This window comes from Rhizobium sp. P28RR-XV, from assembly GCF_012641385.1.
Lineage (GTDB): Bacteria > Pseudomonadota > Alphaproteobacteria > Rhizobiales > Rhizobiaceae > Rhizobium.
The window spans coordinates 19,490-38,752 of sequence record NZ_JABAIG010000016.1 but is presented as its reverse complement, the minus strand read 5'-3'; the positions used below and the strand labels follow the sequence as shown (position 1 = coordinate 38,752).

General features: G+C 59.8%; 19 protein-coding genes. 8 read left to right on the top strand and 11 right to left on the bottom strand.

What is annotated here, in order from left to right; translation table 11 throughout:
• Positions 1-258: 258 nt before the first annotated feature.
• Positions 259-1,056 (top strand): creatininase family protein, encoded by a 798-nt coding sequence (locus HGP12_RS28025; protein ID WP_168879918.1) that lies wholly within the window; start codon positions 259-261, stop codon positions 1,054-1,056.
• Here the strand turns inward: HGP12_RS28025 and HGP12_RS28020 are convergent.
• The gene (locus HGP12_RS28020; protein ID WP_168840483.1) at positions 1,044-2,012 is read right to left on the bottom strand and encodes a LysR substrate-binding domain-containing protein; all 969 of its coding nucleotides are present in this window, start codon (positions 2,010-2,012) and stop codon (positions 1,044-1,046) included. The genes HGP12_RS28025 and HGP12_RS28020 overlap by 13 nt on opposite strands.
• A gap of 184 nt (positions 2,013-2,196) precedes the next feature.
• Here HGP12_RS28020 and HGP12_RS28015 point away from each other — a divergent pair, with 184 nt between their 5' ends.
• From HGP12_RS28015 to HGP12_RS27985, 7 genes are all read left to right on the top strand, one after another.
• Positions 2,197-3,213: an ABC transporter substrate-binding protein gene (locus HGP12_RS28015; protein WP_168879917.1), complete on the top strand. Its 1,017-nt coding sequence runs from the start codon at positions 2,197-2,199 to the stop codon at positions 3,211-3,213.
• A 142-nt stretch (positions 3,214-3,355) separates the two neighbouring features.
• On the top strand, positions 3,356-4,180 hold the full coding sequence (locus tag HGP12_RS28010; RefSeq protein WP_168879916.1) for an ABC transporter ATP-binding protein: 825 nt from the start codon (positions 3,356-3,358) through the stop codon (positions 4,178-4,180).
• Entirely contained in the window at positions 4,180-5,046 is an 867-nt protein-coding gene (locus tag HGP12_RS28005; protein ID WP_168879915.1) for an ABC transporter permease, read from the top strand. Before HGP12_RS28010 ends, HGP12_RS28005 begins: the two co-directional genes overlap by 1 nt.
• On the top strand, positions 5,046-6,359 hold the full coding sequence (locus HGP12_RS28000; RefSeq protein ID WP_168879914.1) for a cytosine deaminase: 1,314 nt from the start codon (positions 5,046-5,048) through the stop codon (positions 6,357-6,359). The genes HGP12_RS28005 and HGP12_RS28000 overlap by 1 nt, the downstream gene beginning before the upstream one ends.
• Before the next feature lies 1 nt (position 6,360).
• Positions 6,361-7,770, top strand: a complete 1,410-nt coding sequence (locus HGP12_RS27995; protein WP_168879913.1) for an FAD-binding oxidoreductase — start codon at positions 6,361-6,363, stop codon at positions 7,768-7,770.
• Positions 7,767-8,348 (top strand): NAD(P)H-dependent oxidoreductase, encoded by a 582-nt coding sequence (locus HGP12_RS27990; RefSeq protein ID WP_168840489.1) that lies wholly within the window; start codon positions 7,767-7,769, stop codon positions 8,346-8,348. The genes HGP12_RS27995 and HGP12_RS27990 overlap by 4 nt, the downstream gene beginning before the upstream one ends.
• A 310-nt stretch (positions 8,349-8,658) precedes the next feature.
• Complete coding sequence (locus tag HGP12_RS27985) at positions 8,659-9,288, top strand: TetR/AcrR family transcriptional regulator (protein ID WP_168879912.1); 630 nt, start codon at positions 8,659-8,661, stop codon at positions 9,286-9,288.
• Here HGP12_RS27985 and HGP12_RS27980 read toward each other — a convergent pair.
• The 10 genes from HGP12_RS27980 to HGP12_RS27935 form a co-directional block, all read right to left on the bottom strand.
• Complete coding sequence (locus HGP12_RS27980) at positions 9,285-10,136, bottom strand: NAD(P)H-binding protein (protein ID WP_168879911.1); 852 nt, start codon at positions 10,134-10,136, stop codon at positions 9,285-9,287. The genes HGP12_RS27985 and HGP12_RS27980 overlap by 4 nt on opposite strands.
• Positions 10,133-10,966 carry an SGNH/GDSL hydrolase family protein gene (locus tag HGP12_RS27975; RefSeq protein WP_168879910.1) on the bottom strand — a complete coding sequence of 278 codons (834 nt, stop codon included), beginning with the start codon at positions 10,964-10,966 and terminating at the stop codon, positions 10,133-10,135. The genes HGP12_RS27980 and HGP12_RS27975 overlap by 4 nt, the downstream gene beginning before the upstream one ends.
• Positions 10,967-11,264: 298 nt before the next feature.
• On the bottom strand, positions 11,265-12,251 hold the full coding sequence (locus HGP12_RS27970; RefSeq protein WP_205926683.1) for an NAD(P)-dependent oxidoreductase: 987 nt from the start codon (positions 12,249-12,251) through the stop codon (positions 11,265-11,267).
• Between the two features lie 16 nt (positions 12,252-12,267).
• A complete protein-coding gene (locus tag HGP12_RS27965; RefSeq protein ID WP_168879909.1) occupies positions 12,268-13,479 on the bottom strand; it encodes a glycosyltransferase family 4 protein in 1,212 nt (403 codons plus the stop codon).
• Between the two features lie 373 nt (positions 13,480-13,852).
• Positions 13,853-14,296 (bottom strand): PIN domain-containing protein, encoded by a 444-nt coding sequence (locus HGP12_RS27960; RefSeq protein ID WP_168879908.1) that lies wholly within the window; start codon positions 14,294-14,296, stop codon positions 13,853-13,855.
• Positions 14,293-14,559 (bottom strand): type II toxin-antitoxin system Phd/YefM family antitoxin, encoded by a 267-nt coding sequence (locus HGP12_RS27955; protein WP_168879907.1) that lies wholly within the window; start codon positions 14,557-14,559, stop codon positions 14,293-14,295. The genes HGP12_RS27960 and HGP12_RS27955 overlap by 4 nt, the downstream gene beginning before the upstream one ends.
• A 178-nt stretch (positions 14,560-14,737) precedes the next feature.
• Positions 14,738-15,934, bottom strand: a complete 1,197-nt coding sequence (locus tag HGP12_RS27950) for a glycoside hydrolase family 172 protein (protein ID WP_168879906.1) — start codon at positions 15,932-15,934, stop codon at positions 14,738-14,740.
• 28 nt (positions 15,935-15,962) lie between these two features.
• Positions 15,963-16,811, bottom strand: a complete 849-nt coding sequence (locus HGP12_RS27945) for a carbohydrate ABC transporter permease (protein ID WP_168879905.1) — start codon at positions 16,809-16,811, stop codon at positions 15,963-15,965.
• Positions 16,801-17,745: a carbohydrate ABC transporter permease gene (locus HGP12_RS27940; RefSeq protein ID WP_168879904.1), complete on the bottom strand. Its 945-nt coding sequence runs from the start codon at positions 17,743-17,745 to the stop codon at positions 16,801-16,803. The genes HGP12_RS27945 and HGP12_RS27940 overlap by 11 nt, the downstream gene beginning before the upstream one ends.
• 162 nt (positions 17,746-17,907) lie before the next feature.
• On the bottom strand, positions 17,908-19,260 hold the full coding sequence (locus tag HGP12_RS27935; protein ID WP_168879903.1) for an ABC transporter substrate-binding protein: 1,353 nt from the start codon (positions 19,258-19,260) through the stop codon (positions 17,908-17,910).
• Positions 19,261-19,263 lie beyond the last annotated feature (3 nt).

The window sequence follows — 19,263 nt, the reverse complement described above, 5'->3', positions numbered from 1 at the left end:
GTTTCCCTCCGGACCTTCCTTTTTTTCATTCTAAAAATGATATCGCCGGCTGTCTCTTCGAAAGCCGGTAATTTTCCTTCCGGAATTGCCGGACGACAAAGAGATGGAGCCGTTCAGGGATTCTGAGAAAAATTGAAGCGCTCCAAGCGCGCAGGCGCACTCAAAAAGGCAGCGGCATGGCCGCAAATTGATGCTTTCCACCGCCACCATCCTTGCCGTATCCGTTGAATGACGAGACACGGACGAGAGGATACGGCCATGGCGAGGCCCTTTTATTGGAATGAACTCAACACATATGATTTCGCCGATCTCTCGGCCGACACCATGATCGCGATCCTGCCCATCGCCTCGACGGAGCAGCATGGCCCGCATCTGCCGATCGCAACCGATGTCGCGATCGCTACGGGCATGCTGGCGCAACTGCAGGTCCAGCGCCCGAACGATCTCGATTTCCTTGTGCTGCCAATGCAGGAAATCGGCAAGGCCAACGAGCATATCTACGGTCCTGGCACGCTTTCGCTTAGCGCGGAGTTGCTGATCCCGGTCTGGACGGCCATCGGTGCGAAAGTCGCCGAGGCCGGCATCCGCAAGATGGTCATCGTCAACTCCCATGGCGGCAATCTCGATATCATGGGCATCGTCGCGCGCGAGTTGCGCGTGCGTCATCGGATGGCCGTCGTCGCTACGCAGTGGAGCCGCTTCGGCACACCTGACGGCATGATCGACGACCATGAGCAGCGCTTCGGCATCCATGGCGGCGATGTCGAAACCTCGCTCATGCTGCATTTCCGGCCCGAGCTCGTGCGGATGGACAAGGCTGAGAATTTCGCCTCAAGGGCGGAATGGATGAGGGAGCATTCCAAATATCTGCAGCCGCTGCCGCCGCATTCGCTCGCCTGGATTGCCCATGACCTCAATCCGAACGGCGTTGTCGGCAATGCCGCGGCCGGCACAGCGGAAAAGGGCGCGCTCATCTGCCGGCACCAGATCACCGGCTTTATCGAGATGCTGCGCGACCTGCGCGACTATCCGCTCTCCAGCCTCTATTCGAAATAGGCGTCCGAACGGCGGCGCTCGGAGGGTGCGATAATATGCCCCTTCGCCTGCAGCTCCTCCACCATTCCGGCAAGCTCTGCCAGCAGGTATTCGACGAAAAGGCTGGTGGCGGCGTCGAGTGGCGCCCGCGTGCGGGCAAAAAGCTTCATGGGTTGGGGCCGCGAATGGGGTTCGGCGATAGGCCGAAAGACCAACTCCCCGCGGCGACACTCGGTGATGACGTCGAGCGGGTTGAGCAGCGTCAGCCCTGCACCGCATTTTACCAGTTGCTTGAGCATTTCCGACGCATTGCTCTCCAGCACCGGCTCGACCTGCACGGAAAGGCGCGCCAGCGTCAGATTGATGATATCGCGCAGGCTGCTTCCAGGCTGCGCCAGCAGCAGCCGCTCCTCGACGACGTCGGCAAGGTTGATCGGCCCCGGTCCGATCAACGGGTGACCGGGAGGCAGCACGACGCCGATCGGGATGTCGAAATTGCCGAGCGAGCGGAGGCCCGGTGTCGCCGGTATGTTGAAGCCCAGTCCGATATCAACCTCTCCGGCGACCACCGAGGCGATGGTGGTCGAGCCGGCATCGTTGCGCAGCTGGATGAAGACCCTCGGATGTTCTAAGAGGAAGCGGGCGATGATCTCGGGCAGAGGTCCGGCGGCAAGGCCGACCGTCGCGACGATCCTCACTTTGCCGGCCTGCTGCATCTTGAGACTGCGAATGCGCCCCTCCAGCCGCTCGTAATTCTTCAATACCTCGCGGATGTGCTCGATGCAGAGCTCTCCCGCCGCTGTCAGCCGCAGGCCACGCGGCAGGCGCTCGAAGAGTGGCGCGCCCATTTCCTCCTCCAGCGCCAGAATCTGCCGGTTGATCGCCGATGACGCGACGTTGAGCCGTGCCGCCGCCTTGCGGATCGAGCCGCAGCGGGCAATTTCGTTGATATAGAGTAGCCGTCTTGAATGCAGCATGCGCGTTCCCATTGCTTAATTTTTGCCCAGACCGCACAATTTAGGCACAGACCTGGAAAGAGATGCCGAAAAGGCATCAATGCGCACGAATTTTGATGCTTTTCAAAGCGCAAGGCAATCGCTCAAATGCGGGAAATGGGCTTCAACAATGACGTCCCATGGCAGATAAGGGGAACAGTCAGCCATGTATAATGCATTGAAGACAAAAACATTTTTCGCCGCCATGGGTCTGGCCGCCGCAATCGCTGCGGCGGAACCCGCGAATGCGCTCGACAAACTCACCTACGGCACCAACTGGCTTGCCCAGGCCGAGCATGGGGGCTTCTACCAGGCCGTCGCCGACGGCACGTACAAAAAATATGGCCTTGACGTCACCATTGTCCAGGGCGGCCCCAATGCCGCCAATTCGGCTTTGCTGATTTCTGGCAAGCTTGATTTCTACATGGGCGGCCCGCAACAGGAGATCGATGCGGTCAAGCAGGGCATCCCGATCGTCGATGTCGCGGCGATCTTCCAGAAAGACCCGCAGGTACTGATCGCCCATCCGGATGCCGGCGTGGAAAAGTTCGATGATCTCGCCAAGCTGCCGACGCTGTTCCTGAGCAAGGACGGCTATATCACCTATTTCGAGTGGATGAAGGCGAACTTCCCAGGCTTCAAGGACGAGCAGTTCAAGCCCTACAATTTCAGCCCGGCGCCCTTCCTCGCCGACAAACAGTCCGCACAACAAGGTTATGTGACTTCCGAACCCTACGAGATCGAGAAGCAGGCCGGCTGGAAACCGAAAGTCTTCCTGATCGCCGATGCTGGTTATTCGCCCTATTCCACGATGATCACGGCGCAGAAGGCGATGGTCGACAAGAACCCCGATCTCGTGCAACGCTTCGTCAATGCATCGATCGAGGGCTGGTACAACTATCTCTACGGCGACAACAAGGCGGCCAACGAGTTGATCAAGAAGGACAATCCCGACATGACGGATGGGCAGATCGCTTATTCCATCGCCAAGATGAAGGAATATGGCATCGTCGAATCCGGCGACGCCCTCGACAAGGGCATCGGCTGCATCACCGAGGCCCACTACAAGAAGTTCTTTGACGAAATGGTGCAGATCAAGGTCTTCGATGCCGCTATCGACTACAAGAAAGCCTTCGACACGCAGTTTGTCTGCAAAGGTTTTGGGATGGCGCTGAAGAAGTAATGTCTCGGCACCTCCCCTCACGGGGAGGTCGCCGCAAAGCGGCGGGCAGGGTGATACTCTCGGATTTCTAAGGATCACCCCGCCCCGGAGCTTCGCTCCGACACTCCCCTCAAAAGAGGCTGGATCAACAGAGAGCCGTGCCATGCCAGTGTCTGAAGCCACCAAGGTCACCCAAACCGAGACGCGCAAGCGGCCGCTCGTCGTCATGGAGCAGGTCTCCAAGATCTTCTCGAATGGCACGCTGGCGCTGTCGGGCATGTCGCTCCATGTGGAAAGCGGCGAGTTCATCAGCTTGCTCGGCCCTTCCGGCTGCGGCAAGTCGACGGCGCTACGCATCATCGCCGGCCTCGGCGGCGCATCCAGCGGCGGGATCGACTGGCCAAGTTCGCGCATCAACGCCAAAGGCCTGCCGGAAGGCGATATCGGCTTCGTCTTCCAGGAACCGACGCTACTCCCTTGGAAAACGGTTTTCGGCAATGTTCATCTACCCCTGAAGCTCAGAGGTACTTCGAAAGCGGGCGCGTACGAACAGATCATGGAAACATTGGCCACGGTCGGCCTGCAGGACTTCGCCGACGCCTATCCGCGGGAGCTGTCCGGCGGCATGAAGATGCGGGTTTCGATCGCCCGCGCGCTGGTGACGAAACCGAAGCTGCTGCTGATGGACGAGCCCTTTGCCGCGCTCGATGAAATCACCCGCCAGAAGCTCAATGACGACGTGCTCCGCCTCTGGCAGACCACAGGCATTACCGTCATCTTTGTCACGCATTCAGTCTATGAGTCCGCCTATCTCTCCAACCGCATCGTCGTCATGAAGGCACGGCCCGGCCGGGTCCACACCGACTTTCCGTTGAAAACCAGCGGTGAGCGTGATCCCCTTTATCGCTCATCGGAAGAGTACCGGCAGGTGTGCGAAAAGGTCTCCCGTTCCCTGATCGAGGCCATCGGCTGGCCGGAGGCCCATTGATGAGCGACAGCACAAGCCTATCAGCCACTCTTTCCGTCGAATCGACCGATGCGTCCTCTGTCGCTGCTGTCAAAAAGCGCAATCTCGAACGCACGCTCGGCGTCTTCGTGCCGCTCCTGACCGTTCTCGTGCTTCTTATTCTCTGGCAGCTTCTGGTCGTCGGCACCGGCATTCCGCAATATATCCTGCCGAGCCCGATCGCGGTCGCCAAAGCGCTCGTTTCCGACTGGGGCATCTTGTCGCCTGCCCTATGGGTGACGACCAAGATCACCTTCATATCCCTCATCCTCGCGCTGATCGGCGGCGTCGGCTTTGCCATCTTCCTTGTGCAATCGCGCTGGATCGAGCTCGCCTTCTATCCGCTGGCCGTCATCCTGCAGGTGACGCCAGTCGTGGCGATCGCGCCGCTGATCCTCATCTATGCGCCGACACGCGAGGCGGCGCTGCTAATCTGCGGCTTCCTCGTCGCCTTCTTTCCGATCCTGTCCAACATGGTGCAGGGACTGAAGAGCGTCGACCACAATCTTCTCAACCTCTTCGACCTTTATGGCGCCTCACGCTGGCAGGCGTTGCTGCATCTGAAGCTGCCGGCGGCCCAGCCCTATTTCATGACCGGGCTCAGGATCGGCGGCGGCCTTTCGCTGATCGCCTCGGTCGTCGCCGAATTCGCCGCCGGCTCCGGCGGTCCGAATTCCGGCCTGGCCTTCCGCCTGCTGGAAGCGCAATACCGCCAGAATATGCCGCGTCTCTTTGCGGCACTGCTGCTTCTCTCGGCGCTCGGCGTCGCCATCTTCGCCTTCACCTCCTTCATCTCATGGCTGAGCCTGCATCGCTGGCATGAGAGCAGCCTCAAGCGGGAGAACTGATGTCCCACGCCTTCATGTCGCCGCCGAATGCCGCCCGCTTCGTGCTGAGCAATGCCACGGTGCCTGCCGTGGCGCTATCCGGCTCTCCGGCCCCATCCAGCGAGGGTCTCGTAAAGGCCGATATCGTCGTTGCCGACGGCCTTATCAGCGATATCCGCGCGCCTGGTACCGCGCCGGCGGAATATGCCAAGGTCGACATGCGGGAGAGCATGGTCTGGCCGACCTTCACCGACATGCACACCCACCTCGACAAGGGCCATATATGGGAGCGCCGCCCCAATCCCGACGGCAGCTTCATGGGCGCACTCGATGCCGTGCGAACCGACCGCGAGGCCAACTGGTCGGCCGACGACGTGCGCAAGCGTATGGAATTCTCGCTGCGCTCGGCTTACGCCCACGGCACCGGCCTGATCCGTACGCATCTGGATTCACTGGCACCGCAGCATCGCATTTCCTTCGAGGTCTTCACCTCGGTCCGTGAGGCCTGGAAAGACAAGATCGCGCTGCAGGCCGTCGCCCTTTTTCCGCTCGATACCATGGTGGACGACACCTTTTTTGTCGACCTACTCCGCGTCGTCCGCGAGGCAGGCGGCTTGATGGGCGGCGTCACCCAGATGAATCCCGACCTTGATGCGCAGCTCGACAAGCTTTTGTGCGCCGCCGCCGACAATGGGCTCGACATCGATCTGCATGTCGACGAGACGGAAGACAGGGAGGTGCTGACACTGAAGGCGATTGCCGAAGCCGTGCTTCGCAACGGCTTCACGGGCAAGGTGACCGCCGGCCATTGCTGCTCGCTCGCCCGGCAAGACGAGGAGGTGGCGCGCGCCACCATCGATCTCGTCGCCAAGGCCGGCATCTCCATCGTCTCGCTGCCGATGTGCAACATGTACCTGCAGGACCGCCATGCCGGCCGCACGCCGCGTTGGCGCGGCGTCACCCTTCTGCACGAGCTTGCCGCAGCCGGTGTTCCCACAGCGGTCGCCTCCGACAATACCCGCGACCCGTTCTATGCCTATGGCGATCTCGATCCGGTCGAGGTGTTCCGCGAAGCCGTGCGCATCCTGCATCTCGACCATCCGCTGGATACGGCGGCAAGGGTCATCACCACCTCGCCCGCCAGCATCCTCGGGCGCCCCGATATCGGCCGCATCGCCGTCGGTGGTCCTGCCGATCTCGTGCTCTTCAGCGCAAGGCGCTGGAGCGAATTCCTCTCCCGCCCACAGTCCGACCGCGTCGTCCTTCGCAAGGGCAAGGTGATCGACCGCAGCCTGCCGGACTATCGTGAACTCGACAGCGTCATTGGAGCGTAACATGCCGGATTATCAGCGCATCAAGAAAGAACTCGAAGGCATCGCCGTCGAAGACAATCCGGCGCTCGTGCGCCAGAAGAGCCGCGATTTCTACTGGTATTCGCCGATCCTGAAAGCCCAGCTCGACAATGTCACCGCCGATCTCGTCGTCACGCCGAAGACAGAGGAAGAGGTGATCCGCACTCTCAAGGTCGCCTATGCGCATGGCGTGCCCGTCACGCCGCGCGGCGCCGGCACCGGCAATTACGGCCAGGCCATGCCGCTCTCCGGCGGCATCGTGCTCAACCTCGCCGGCATGAACAGGATCAAGGAGATCCATCCAGGCCGTGTCATTTGCGAGCCCGGCATCGTCATTGCCGAACTCGACCGCCAGACCAAGGCCCATTCGGGCCAGGAACTGCGCTTCCATCCCTCGACCGCGCAGATGGCGACGATCGGCGGCTTCATCGCCGGCGGCTCGGGCGGTGTCGGTTCCATCACCTGGGGCGGCCTGCGCGATCTCGGCAACATCCTGCGGCTGCGTGTGGTCACCATGGAAGCGGAGCCACGCGTTCTCGACCTCACAGGATGGGATCTGACCAAGGTCAGCCATGCCTACGGCACCAACGGCATCATCACCGAGATCGAAATGCCGCTGGCGCCGGCCTATGATTGGATCGACGTACTGGTCGGTTATGACGACTTCATGGATGCCGTGCGCTTCTCCGATGCGCTCGCCAAGTGCAACGGCATTCTGGTCAAGGAAATCGCCCCGATCGCCGCACCCATTCCGTACGAATACTTTACCCGCCACAAGCCTTATATTCGTCAGGGGCAGTCGATCGTGGCGCTGATGATCGCGCCGCATTCGATGGGTCCTTTCGTTGCCTTTACCACGCAGCAGAAAGGCGAGATCACCTTCCGCTCCGACAAAGTGGAGAGCATGAAGGGCATCCCGCATGCCTATGAGCTCGCCTGGAACCACACGACGCTGCGCGCCATCAAGGTCGATCCGTCGATCACCTACCTGCAGGTGCAGTATCCGGGGCCAGATCATGTCGCCAAGGTCCGGAAGATGGTGGAGATCTTCGGCGACGAGGTGCCTGGCCATCTCGAATTCATCAGGTTCGATGGGCAGATCCAATGCTCGGGCCTGCCGCTGGTGCGCTATACGTCCGAGGCGCGCCTCGAGGCAATCATCAAGATCCATCAGGACCATGGCTGCCCGATCTTCAATCCGCACCGCTATACGCTGGAGGAAGGCGGCATGAAGCAGACGGACGCCGTCCAGCTTGCCTTCAAGAAGGAAACAGACCCGAAGGGCCTGCTCAATCCCGGCAAGATGATTGCGTGGGACGATCCGAATTTCGACTTCAAATCCGGCAAAAACTATCTCTTCCCCGGTCTTGCGGCTCTGATGGAGGCCTCATGAAGGTTCTCGTCCTTCATTCCCATCCGGTGGACGAAAGCTTTGGCGGCGCGCTGCACCGGCAGACCGTCGCAAGCCTCGAAGCCGCCGGCCACGAGGTTGACGACTGCAACCTCTATGCCGAGGGCTTCGATCCCGTACTGTCGCGCCGCGATCGCCTGATCTATCATGACTATCCCGAGAACACCGAGATACTAAAACCCTATGTCGAACGGCTGCAGCGCACCGAAGCTCTGGTGATCGTCACGCCGGTTTGGAACTTCGGCTTTCCGGCCATCCTCAAGGGCTATTTCGACCGGGTCTGGCTTCCCGGCGTCTCCTTCGAACTCGTCGACGGTAAGGTGCGCTCAAAGCTGCAGCATATCCGCAAGCTCGGCGCGGTGCTGACCTATGGCGCCGACCCATTCCGCGCCTTCATCGCCGGCAACCCGCCAAAGAAGATCGTCAAGCGCGTGCTGCGCGCACAGATCAAGCCCTTCGCCCCTGTCGTTTTCCTCGCGCACTACGACATGAACCGCTCGACCGACGGGACGAGAGGGCTTTTCCTTGACAAGGTAAAGCGGGAAATGGCGCGCTTCTGAGATTAAGTGTGCGTATTATAGGCGCTTTCCAAGCATATCGGGGTCGGTTCCGGATGGGGACGAAATGACAGCAGATTGTTGCAGCTCGCCGGTCGGGAGTGGCCGGTTTCGACCCTATTGCAGACATTTGGATTGCGGACATTTGGCCACTTGCCAGCGCCGCCGATAATCTGCCGTCTTCGGTGGTCGAACCTCCGAAGACACAGTTTTTTCGTGCCTCGCGGGGCAAAAGCGGACTATAATGTGATCCTCTTGATACAGGATGCCCAGCTTGCGCGGGGCATGACTCGACCGCAGACAGCAGAGTTCCATGAAAGCCAACGAAAGATCGCTCGCGCGCCGCGAGCCCAAGCAAGAACGCTCCAGGCATTCAGTGGAGGCGATCCTTGAGGCGGTCCAGCGGGTGGTGAACCGGCATGGCGCCAAGGCCATCACCACCAACCGCATCGCCGAAGCCGCGGGCGTCAGTATTGGCTCGCTCTACCAATATTTCCCTGACAAGCAGGCTATCTTCGCAGCCTTGCATGACCGCCATGTTGACGACGTAAGGCGCGTGATGACGCGCGCGATTGCCGACTGCGCAACTGCGTCGTTCAAGGACTTTACACGTGAGTTGATGGAGGGGCTTGCGGACGTTCATGCGAAAGATGCCGACCTGCATGATATTATCGCGACTGCGGTGCCGGAAGGGGCGCTTGGCTTTAAAAGTGCACTCCAGGCCACGTTAGGGAAGGTGATTTCGCCCTCAAAACAGGAGCGCTATACCCCCGAGGCGACGCAACGGATACTCTTCATCCTTCCGCATTTGATGGAAGCGCTCGTGCATGGAGCCGCTGACCGGAGGCTGTCGGTCATCTCTCGACATGACGCGAAGGGTGAGGCCGTCCGAACGGTCCTCGCTTATGTGAACTCGTGTGAGAATGGTCGCCTCAGCTTCTAGCTAAAGGCGCCGACATTCTCTTCGGCCCACCGACCAAACGAGATGGGCTTTCGCCCGATGACCTGCATCACGCCGTCCGAGACAGTCGCCAATCGCCCCTCGCGTACTGCGCGCCAGATGTCGACAAGAGCGTCGGCGTAGGGTCCTCTGCCGGCCCAGGCGACCACTCCCGCATGCGCCTGTCTGTCGGAAATCTCCTCGAATCGGATGGACTTGCCAATGGCTCGGCCGAGAGTCGCGGCCATTTCCCCATAACTCAGCGCCTCGGGACCGGTGATGACCAGCGACTGGCCATCGTAGTCGGGTGTGGTGAGAACCGCGGTAGTGACATCGGCGATGTCGTCCGGGTGAATGAACGCGATCTTGCCATTTCCGGTGAAGGTCCGCAGCACGCTCTCCTCGCGGATGGAGTCCGACCAACCAAGCGCATTCAGCATGAATCCAGCAGCCTGGATGAACGTGAACGCCACACCGCTTTCGCGCACGGCAGCCTCGCCGCGCGCATGCCACGGCCCGGTCCCCACGCCGGTGTGCACATCCAGCGTCGAAAGCTTAACTAGGTGCCGGATCCCGGCAGATTTCGCCGCGAACGCAACCGTGTGGTCGCGGGTATCGAGATCTGGCCCGTCGCTCACGAGGAAGACGCCGTTTGCGCCATTAAGCGCGGTTGCCAGCGACGAAGGTGCCTTGTCGAGGTCACCCACATGGATATCTACTTGAGCTCCAAAGAGCGCCTTTGCCTTCTTCGCATTGCGTACGAAAATCGATGGGCGCTCCCCACGAGCGATGAGCCGCTGGGTGACCCGGGTCCCGATGTTTCCGGTGGCGCCGACGATCAAATACTTCATTTGGCGGTGCTCCAGCCCTTGATCACCTCAAGCGCCAACTGCTTCTGTCCTGCCAGCGTGAGGTGCAGGCCATCCCCCATCAGGAGATCGCTCCGGGGTGGCGTACCCAAATTGGAGAAAGCGTCAATCACTGTGTCGTCGAAATCGCGGATGATCCCGGCGACGCGCGCAAGGTTCTCGTTGCGGAAACGAACCCCGAATCGGGCCAGCCCCCAGTGCCCTGCGACCTGTTCCTCATTGACAGCAGGCGGCGTGATCCAGACGCAACGCGCCTCGGTTTCCCGTGACACGCGTTGACGCAGCTCCGCCACGTTGCGCGCTGTCTCTTCATGATGGACAAGGGTCTTCGTAGGGTGAGGACCCTGGGTTCGGGCGTCGTTGGTGCCAATGAGGAAGAGGATCAAGTCGGGCTGCTGGCCGATGACCTCGCCGATGCGGACCAGCCCATGCGTCGTCGTCTCGGCGGCGACCGCGCTGATCGAGAATGAAACCCCGTCAGCAGCACGCCTCGCCGCCAGCAGCTCACCGAGGATGACAGCCCAGGATTGCGGGTCCGATGTCAGGCTGTCGCCGAACGCGACGACCTTGGCGCCCCTTGGCAAGTAGAGCCGGTCCACCAACGAGGCGCAGGACGGATCGGCCAGCAGTTCGCCCGCAGCTTCTCTCGCCTCTTTCTTCATCAAGTTGAGTTCAGCGGAATAGACCCTCGGCGGCAACCCAATCAGCGCGGCATGAATTTCCGGAGAGATGCCGGCGCGCCCGGGCAGCGAGGCCAGGGTTCGCTCGGGTTGCATGACCTTCAAGAGCCAGCGTATCTGTTCGGTCGACATCGGTTTGCTGTTCCATCTATTTTGAATGAATAGGAGGAATACCAAGCCGGGTCGTGAGTGTCAGCTCGCGTTGTCAGATCCGTAAGCTACTGAAAAAACAATGAATTTACGAAGACTCCGGCGCGCTGCTCAGATATTTCGATCAGCTCATATCCGCGGTGACGTTCCGCCCGCGCCGGATGCCAGAAGCGCCGCCTATTTCTTTGTTCAAGCCCGCCATAGGATCGACCCGGCGGCAATATCGTCGAGGCGATTTTTCCACGCCGACATCCGCCGCATCGAACCGATTGCTCATTATTTACATGGCCAGCGCAAATGATGCCTGCTCCGCCCGCAGATACTCGAGCATCCGCGCGATCCCCTCCTCCAGACCGATCGAAGGGCTCAATCCGTAGGAGCGTTGCAGGGCCGTGTCGCCGCAGCGGTAGAAGACGCCTTCCGGATGGCTTGATCGTCCGGTAACGTCAGGCTGCCAGCCGATCTGCCGGCTGATGGTCTCTGCCAATTCGATGAAGGAGGTGGCGGTGCCGGTTGATAGATTGAGGCTTGCGCCGTCGGGCAATAATTCCCGCGTCTGCCAGATGAATTCGATGCAGTCGGAAATATGGATAAAGTCACGGCATTGACGGCCTGAGCCCCAAACGAAGACTTCCGCCGCACCTTTTTCCGCCAGCAACCGGCGACAGATCGCCGGGAAAGGATAGGCGAGATCTTGATCTTCGCCATAGCCGCTGAACGGCCTGTAGGCGATGGCCCGCCGGCCGTAGCGCTCGACATAGAGTTTCATCAGATATTCGCCGGTGAGTTTCGCCCATCCGTAGCTCAGGTCGGGCACACCGATCGTGGCGTCGAAATTGATCATGTCCTCCGCCAGCAGCCGATGATTGTCGACGGTCTGCAGCGAGACGGGATAGGCTGCACTGGAGCTGAAGAATATTACCGAACCCGGCTTGGCACGCGATGCCCACTGCCATAGTTCCGCATCGACCGACAGATCCTCGGCGACATCGAGGGCCCGGGTTTCCAGCGTCACACGGCCGCCGACCAGCGCCGCCAGATGGAAGACATAGTCAAAATGCTCCGGCGTACGCGTAAAGAAAGTGCGGCAGTCTTCCTCGCAAAAGCTGAAGCGGGAGCGCGCAAGGCGCTGCCACAGATCGGGATGAAGCGCCCCTGTTCCCGTAACCAGTGAATCGACGCAGACCACATCCAATCCCTCAGCAAGAAGCCGCTGGATCAGATGTCGGCCGACGAAGCCGCAACCGCCTGTCACCAAAGCGCGCATTATTGTTCCCCCCAACCTAATGTTCCGAAAAGCTGCCCCGCCCCATATAGATGTCCACCATGCGACGTCCCCATTCCGCTCTGCTCGGCGCGATATGCTGGCCGAGGGCCAATGCCCCTTCGCCCAGCCGCCGCATCAGTTGGTCGTCATCGGTCTGCGCCAATTTCTCCGCCAGCGACGCCGCATCGCCGCTGGTAAAAACCAGACCCGCGCCATGTTTTTCGACCTCTTCCGCAATCAGCGCGTTACTGCTGACGATGACCGGAATGCCTGACATCAAGGCTTCGGCGGCGACCAGGCCATAAGGCTCGGGCATGCGCGACGGCATGACGAAAACGCGCGCTTCGCCGGCGATCCTCGCAACCTCTTCATCGCTCAGCCAGCCGGGCACGAAGCAATGTGGCAGCACGCGCTGCATCTCCTCAAGCAAAGGCCCCCGCCCGATGAGTGTCGCGGTTCTGCCCGTTTGGTTGAGGGCATCCGCCAACGTCCGCACCCCCTTTTCCCAGCACATGCGGCCGAGAAAAACGGTGCGGCGGTTGCGCCACGCCTCGACCGGTGTCCGCGTCAATGGCTCGGTCGGCGTGCGCAATGTCGTGAAGTGCTGCAAGGGGCCGGTGCGCAGATGCGGCTCCATGTTTTCATGGGCGAGCACAATGCCGACACGGCCCCAGAATTCCTCACCCACACCCTGTTGCGTCAGGGTGCGGCGGAAACGCCAAAGTTTGTGGAAATAATTGCGCTTGTCACAATTGGTCGTGAGGCATGCGGCAGACAATGGCTTGATGTCGCAAACGTCGCCGCTGTGGAAATTGATAAGCCCCCCGTTCGGACAGTTCAGGAAGAAGTCATGCGCCGTGACGATGACTTTGGCTTCATGCTTGGCAAGCGCATAAAAGATCGACGGCGACAGGATTTGGGACCAACCGTGCACGTGGACGACGGTCTCCTCATCCGACTCCCGAAGCAACCCCTCCATCGCCTCATGAGCGCGCCGATTGTAGTTTTTCGCGAGGATATCCCCGAACACCGGGCCTTCCCTTAGGGGCCGCTCGCCAAGCGCAACCGTGCGGATGCCGTCGAACCGCGGTTTGAGGCCTTCGCCGTCGTCACCGACCAGTATGGCGCAGGTCAGGCCCGCATCCCTGCTTGCATCGAGACATTGCAACGCCACCTTTGTGGCGCCACCGCGAACCGTCGAGACATCATTGACAAGGATGAGACGCATGAGATCGGCAACTCGTCCGCTTGTGTTATCCGGGTTGAACGAAAGAAACCGCCCTCTCTTGCGTTCACGCCCGATACATAAAGCGCCCTAACACAATGACTTTTCAATTCATCCATTCGCACGAGGACATCCCGCTTTCAGATTGAATCCACAGGATTTCATCCCTTGAAAGGACAGAGATTACGCTGGCGCGTGCTTACCATTGCGCTCGACTCTGTTGAATCGTTCGCAACTGCGAACGGAAATTGGGATTGGTTGATAGCCGCCACCCTGCGCGAACACATGTGCCATGCGCGCAAGTCAAACTCATTGTGGTTCTTGAAGATGGCAAATCGGTCGAGGCGATCAAATCCGCTGGATCCAAACCAAAGCGCTAACGCGCGACTTGGTCCGGCGACTTAACGGCGATGCCAAACAGCAAGAAGTGCTTGAGATTGGCAGTGATCACCGTAAGCTTATGAAGGCTCGCCGTTCCCGCGATAATGGCATCGGCAGCGCCGGGACTGTGCCCAGCGATGACTGCTATCGCTTCCAGCCTACCCGATTCAAGAGCGACATCCTTGTCGACTGGCAAAATGTGCTCGCCATATCCGGCAATCAGCCCCTGCAGCCAGGTATGAATCCCGGCAGCCTTTGCCTTAGCACCCTTTGCTTCCAATAACCGAATGCCTTTTTCTATTTCATGCACCGTCATGGATGAAAGATAAATTGCGTCTAGTCGGTCCTGCTCATCCACCCAGTCGGCAAAAGCGTTCGATGCACTAGCTCTGGATGGAGCGAACATGGAGATGGCATTGGTATCGAGAAGAAAGCTCACAGATCAACCCCGCGAGAGGGCGCAGGATTTCTGGAGAAAATGTCGTCGGCAGGATCGACATCCGCCGGAAAGGTCTTCAGATACTGAACGAGGCTCGGACGGTCTTTTCGGATCGCCCTTCTTGCTTCCTCCGCAGCTTTCACACTGACAACGACAGCCGCCGCGCGTCCATGGCGCGTAATCGTCACAAACTCTCCTGCCGCAGCCTGATCAACGACATGAGAAAACGACGCCTTGGCATCCTTTAAACTGATTGTTGGCATGGCCTGCTCTCAAACTGGTCATAAGTGACCCTTTTTTAAGGGTATATCTATATGAAATCAAGGTACGGAAATGTGCTGATTCGGTCGCATACCCTCGCCCATACGAACCAATGAAGGCCGCGGAAGGCGGGCATCGGCTGATTTCCTTGCGATACCAAGGCCTGCGCCCTGTTCGCTGTCATTCCCTCGCCTTCTTGACGGCAATCTCCATTTCCTTGAACGGCCGGCGGAAAGCAGGCACGCGCTCCGTGACGTCGGGAAGCGCGCCGAACGGCTTGTGTGGCTCAGCCTGATACCAGAAGGCGACCGAGGAAATGTCGTCGGAGCGGCGATTGGCATGGCCGTGCTCGATCGTGACGCGAATGCGCTTCTGGAAGATCGCCGGATCCTCGATATGCCAGCGATAGAGCGTCACCGGTTCCGTCCAGTTCGGACCGCCCCCCGCGATGATGCCATGATAGGGCGCGCTATACTCCTGCGTCGGGCACCAAGCGGTATTGAAATAGTCCTCCGTGCCGGTGCCGTGCAGCGTCGGCGGCCAGGCATCGTTGGCGCCGGCTGCGGATTCGGCCCGCGGCTCGATCAGCGCCGCTTTCGGTCCGATGCGCGGATCAGGCTTGCGCACCGTGTCCGGCGCCCAAAGCCCCTGCTCGCCGTCGATGAAGATCATGTCGTCGCCTTCGCCGTACCAGTCCCATACGTGAGAGCGGCGTCGCGAGTAGACGCTGTAGAGAACGCCGACATAATGGCCGCGGCCCTCGGCCTCGAGGATCGTGTAATTCTCATTGCCATCGACATTCTCGCCGCCAAAGAGATATTCCTCGTTAGTGAGACCCGCGTCGCTCATACCCTGTGGTTGCGACTGGCGATATTGCGCGTGCAAGCGTCCCATGTCCTCTTCGAGCCTCTGGTGCAGTTCGAGATCGACATAATAGTAGAACAGCAGGTCGTGCTCAGCTTCGTTCGTGACCGTCAGCTTCATGTGCGAGCCGAAGGGCATCGGGAAATAGCAGTTGAACGCCTTGCCGTCCTCCGGGCTCGCCTGCATGGGCAGGCTGGCATAGTTCGCTGTGCGACCGTGGCCCATGCCGAAGAAATCGCCGATCGGCGCCTCGATGCTCGGCTCCGTCTCGCCATCCCAGTAAGCGCGAAGCACGATCTTGCGCAGGAAATTCTCGCTCTCGCAGGCAAGCGTCGCCCAGATATGGGTGACGATGCCGGCACCCGAATGCTCGGCGATGACCTCAGTCTTTCCCGGCTCGATATGGAAGCGATCGTCGTTGCCGCCGGTGCGGTCGTAACTCGAAAAGCGGCGCGTCTTTGCCTCGCGCAGTTTTGCAAGCCCGCGAAGGGGTGAAAGGCCGAGATTGCTCATTAAGGTCTCCTGTCTTGAAGGAAGACGGCTATTTCAGGCCGCTGGTCTTCAGCGAATCCATGATCTGCCGCTGGAAAATCACGAAGAGAATGAGGGTGGGGATGGCGACGATAGTGGAGGCCGCCATCATATAGTTCCAGGATGCCGAATACTGGCTTTTGAAGTTGGCGATGCCGACCTGCACCATCCATAGGTTCGGATTGGAGGTGATCGTCAGCGGCCAGAGAAAGGAATTCCAGTTGGCGAGGAAAAACAGGATGGCGAGCGCCGACATGATCGGCCGGCTCAAGGGCAGGATGACGCTCCAGTAGATGCGCCAGTAACCAGCGCCGTCGATCACCGCGGCCTCCTCGATCTCACGCGGCAGCGAAAGATAATATTGCCGCAGCAGGAAAATGCCGAAGGCATTGAAGATCGCCGGCACGATCAGGCCGGCATAGGAATTGATCATGCCCATCGCCTTGACGATGATGAAGAGCGGCACGATGACGACAGGCAGCGAGACGAGAAAGGTGGAGAAGATCGCCAGGAAGATGATCTCGCGACCGGGAAACCGCAGCCGAGCAAGGGCATAACCGGCCATGGTGTGGAAGAACAACGCAACGATCGTCACCGTCGCCGACACGAAGAAGCTGTTGAGCATGTAGCGGATGAACGGCACGCCCGTCAGCACATAGATGAAATTATCAAGCGTCGGCGATTCCGGTATCAGCGTTGATGAGAAGGATTCGGCCGCCGGCTTGAAGGCGATCGACACCATCCACAGCAACGGAAACAGCGTCATCAGCGCTAGTATAGCTGATATCAGCATCCAAAGGCAGCGCACCAGCGTTACCTGCGATCGCACGAAATAGGCATTGGAAGCTTCATTCCGCATGATCGAAACGTCCTCCGCGTGTGACGGCAAAGAAAATCGCAGTGACGACCATGAGCGCGACAACCAGGAACGATGACATCGCAGCCGCATAGCCGAAAGCACCGAAGGAAAAGGCCTGTTGGTAGATGTAAACGATCAGCACCGCCGTCGAATTGGCCGGGCCACCCTTCGTCATGACATAGATGATGTCGAAGGCTTGAGCGCCAGCAACGGCGGCGACCATCGAGACCATGAGAACGAAGAAGCTCGTGGGCTTCAGAAGCGGCAGCGTGATATAGCGAAAGCGTTTGACCGGTCCTGCGCCATCGATCATCGCCGCCTCGTAGTACTCCTTCGGTATATCCTGCAGGCCGCCCAGGAAGATCAGCATGTAGAAACCCATGAGGAACCAGACGCTGACGAGCACGACGGTGATCAGTGCGAAATTCGGGTCGCCAAGGAAGGAGATCGGGGGAAGATTGAGGCTCGCCATGGTCTGGCCGACGACACCGATCTTGTCGATCACCATGAATTGCCAGACAAGGGCGACGACCACGAGGCTCACCATGTTCGGCGCAAAGAACATCGAGCGCATGATGGCATTGAAGCGATTGGTCTGCTGCACGAGAAGCGCCAACCCCAAGCCGGTCACATAAAGGGAGGGCACAAGCATGATGGCATATAGGGCAGTCACCCTCGCTCCCTTCCAGAACAGAGGGTCGTGCCAGAGGCGGATATAGTTTTTGGCGCCGACGAAATTGTAGCCGCCGAACCCGTTGACTTCATAAACGCTCAACACGAGCGACAGAAGCATCGGCACGCCGAGAAACAGGAAGAGGCCGAGTGCGTCGGGTAATATGAAGAGGTAGGCCGCGACCCATTCGCGATGCCTGGCAGAAAGGCCTTTGCGCCTGCCGTTCCCGCGGCTTGTTGCCGCATCTGCAATTGTCGTCATGATCTCGTCCCGGAAAGAGTGACGGCCGCTTAAGCTGATTGCCGCGGCCGGCATTTCTTCCCAAAGCGCATCGCGATCTTTCAGATACGCTTCTTGCGCTTTGGGTCTTTGATCTCCCGCAGTGTTTATCGCAAAACCGCTGCGCACTTTTGCGCGACATGCTTAGAGGATCGGCGCGCCGCTATAGGAGCCAAGGAACGCGTCGAGCTGCTGCGAAGCAGATGTTGCAGTCGCCTGTGGATCGGCGCCACCGAGTTGGGTCTGCTGGATCGCATCGGAGATGATCTTGTAGACCTCTGGCGGCACGCGCGGCTCGGCGCGCGCTCCCGAATAGACCTCGGAGGCGAATTTGCCGATCATACCGGTCTTGAAGGCATCGCCGCCGGCGGCAAGCGCGCTTTCGCGCGGCGGCATGTCGGACTTGCCCTTGGTACACCAGTCGGCGACGCGCTGAGCCGAGTCCTTTTCCTTGGAGGCAAGCGCCCAGGCGCAGAACTGCGCGGCCGCATCCGGGTTCTTGCCCTTGGCATTGGCGACGAAGGCCCAGCCACCGCCGACGGTCACGTATTTGCCGTTCGGCGGCGTCGGCAGGCGAAAGACGCCGTACTTGAAATCCTTGGCGTTGCTCTGCAATTGCGAGATACCCCAGATGCCGACATTCTGGATGGCGCAGTAGCCCGAAGCGAGGTTTGCGACGGTGTCATTCGCGCCGCTGCCCATGACCTGACGCGGGGCCGCTCCCGAATTGATCGCATCCTGCCAGAACTTCAGAGCCTGCACCGTAGCGGGTGAATCGAAGGCGCTTTTGCCGTCCTTGCCCTGGAATTCGCCGCCACCCTGCCAGAGGAAGGGATACCAGGTGAAATTTTGATAGTAGCCCGGCTGGGTCTCGAACAGCAGGCCGAAGCGCTTCGGCGTGGTCAGTTTCTTGGCGAGCTCGAGCAGGTCGTCCCAGGTCTTGGGGACATCGTTTTCATTCAGTTTCGCTTCTTCGAAAGCCTTGACGGAATAGTACATCGCCATCGGCTCGACTTCCATCGGGATGCCGTAGATCTTACCGTCGACCATGCGATTGGCGATGACGCTCTCCGGGAAATCGTCCTTCGCGTCAATGTGGGGCGTCAGATCCTGCAGGACCCCACCATTGTAGTAACGCAGGAAATCGCCGGGCGAGATGAGAAAGATGTCCGGCCCCTCCCCCGAGGCGAAGGCGGTGGCAAGCTTCGGCCCGTTGATATATTCCGCGTTCGGCACATATTCGAGCTCGACTTTCTGGGGATGGCTATCGTTCCAGGCCGCGACCGCTTTCTCGAACCAGTCGACCTGGCTTTGGACCGGGCCGCCCGGTGCGTAGAATTGCCAGAACTTCAATGGCGCGCTCTGCGCCCGCGCGGCCATGCGGGAAATATAGGGAAAACCGCTCAATCCGGCGGCGGCCCCGGCGGCAAGGATCGCGCTGCCCTTGAGCACGTTGCGACGGGTTGCGGCGGTGATGAACTTGTCTTTACCAGTCATGAC